General features: G+C 42.7%; 2 protein-coding genes. Both read right to left on the reverse strand.

Annotation, left to right across the window (positions count from 1 at the left end):
• The coding region (locus tag F6K37_RS39030; protein ID WP_287256603.1) for a reverse transcriptase domain-containing protein at positions 1-889 on the reverse strand (889 nt) is incomplete at its 3' end.
• Between the two features lie 494 nt (positions 890-1383).
• Positions 1384-2216: group II intron reverse transcriptase (locus F6K37_RS39035; RefSeq protein ID WP_287256605.1), on the reverse strand; the 833-nt coding region annotated here is incomplete at its 5' end.

The raw sequence follows: 2216 nt of genomic DNA on the forward strand, positions 1-2216 counted from the left end.
TTTTGGTTATCTTGGTCTTTTCTTCACTAATTTCCATCCCTCTTTCGGCGAGGAAGGCTTTGATTTTATTCAGTACCTTTTCGCTGTTATCTTTTGGCTTTAGGAAAATTACCATATCGTCTGCGTATCGGACGCTAGGATGAATCTCCTCTATTCCGTCAAGTGCTATGTTGGCTAGAAGTGGACTGACTACACCTCCCTGCGGTGTTCCTTGCTCAGGAAATTCCAGGTCAACTCCGGCCTTGAGGCAGCGGAATATCCCAGTCTTTAAACTTGCTGGTGCAATTAACTTATCCATGATGGATTTGTGGGAGATTTTGTCGAAGCACTTCTTGATGTCCAGTTCGATTACCCTCTTATTTATGCCGTTTTTGTTGGAACTCAGATTGTTGAATATCTGTTTCTGGGCGTCATGAGCACTTCTGCCTGTTCTGAATCCGTAACTCCGGGCATGGAACTTGGCTTCATGTGCTGGTTCGAGAGCAAATTTTGCTAGACATTGCCATGCTCTATCAGCTATAGTCGGTACTTTCAACATTCTTGTACCCCCGTTTTTCTTGGGTATTGGGATTTCCCGTAACCCTTGGTGCGTCCAATTTTCCGCACTGGATACTAGTCTTTCAAGTAATTCAAACCGTTCGCTGTATTTTAGGGCAGTTTTTCCGTCGATACCGGCGGTCTTCTTGCCCTGATTGAGCTGTGTCACTTGACGGATGGCCAATAACTGTGCCGAACGGGATTTCAGAATCAGCTTCTGTATAGACCTTGCTTTCCTCAAGTCACCAGCTTGAACCGCTTTATACACTCGTCTTTGTAGGCGGAAGAGATTCTTCCGGAGTTGCTTCCAGTTTTGTCCTTTCCACAGTTCACTATAAGATTGTTTTCTCATGTGTCTAACTATGCTCTTCTTAGAGTTTGTGTATTCTGGATACCCGCGCCCAGTTTTGAGCGCATCTTACCCGACAGTGGGGATTAAGTTTGGCATAACTTACCGAGGTTACGACCTATCCTCAGACCCATATTTTTGCTGTCGTTTTTATTCGTTCCATCCAACAGATTATTCTGGTGATTTAGGGCAATCCAATTTGCCTATCCTCTTCTCGGAGTTTATAGTTATCCCTACCAGAACACTATGAGAATGAGAGGATGAAGTCCACATTGTATTTTGTTCAGATTGTGGCTTCCGGATTAGACATTTTTCTAGGATTTGTTTACCCGTGTCACCTCCCCGTTAGCGGCAGTGTGGCTAATCTGTTTCACCTCTGATTCCGCCCTGGATTAAACTAAGCCGGTGAGTCGCCTCACTGACTCGTCTTCAAAACCGTACGTGACACTTTCGCATCATACGGCTCCTCATCATAGGAACCATTGTCATTGGTACCTCTAAAACGGGTTTTCATCTAACTCATTAGAGTTAATTTTAGTACCGTGTTTGGCGTCGTGACAGTGGAGGTGTAGTAACTCAAGATTTTGAGTTTCGTCTTTTCCACCTAATGTGCGTGGTAGTATGTGGTGCGTTTCTAACAAATCTCCTTCCTTGAAGGTAAGACCACAATGAGCACATTTCCTTTCTTGCCTTTTCAAAAGCTTTCCCTTTTGACTGGTCATCTCAGGATGTTTCTGCATTCTGGTACTCCAGTAAATCAGGTCTCCGTCGTAGGGGCTTCGAGTTTCTTGTACTTTTGTATGCCTAACTATGTCTGTTTTGGCATGTTTTTGAAGAAATATTTCTTCGCTTTGAAATACCCAATTGTCTACTTTGTCGGCCTCCCAGGGTTTTTTGGCTTTTTCTGCCTTTGTTCCCCAGTATTTCCTGTTTACCCAGGTTTTTGATTTATTTGGGTGTCTCCTGTATCCCCATCTTTGAAGCTTGTTCCAAAGCAGATAGTCTATTTTTGAGAATGTTTCCTTACTACATACAGATTTGTTGTAGTTGCACCATCCTCTTACAATAGGTTTTAGTTGGCTAATCAGAGCCTTCTGGGGGGCAGCTCTATGTCTGTATATAACTTCTGTGAGTTGCCCATAATGCTTTTGAATTGCTTTCTCCGATGGTTTGATGATGGTTTTAAAACCTTGCTTTGAGTGTGTTTTACCTACCTTGTATTGACGGATATTGAATCCGATAAAGTCAAAACCTTCAAAAGTATGGGTAATTTTAGTTTTGCTTGGTTTTAATTCCAAACCCATGTCATTCAACCATTTATTGATGATTC

Origin of the sequence: Moorena sp. SIO4E2, assembly GCF_010671945.1 — a bacterium.
Classification (GTDB): Bacteria; Cyanobacteriota; Cyanobacteriia; order Cyanobacteriales; family Coleofasciculaceae; genus Moorena; species Moorena producens.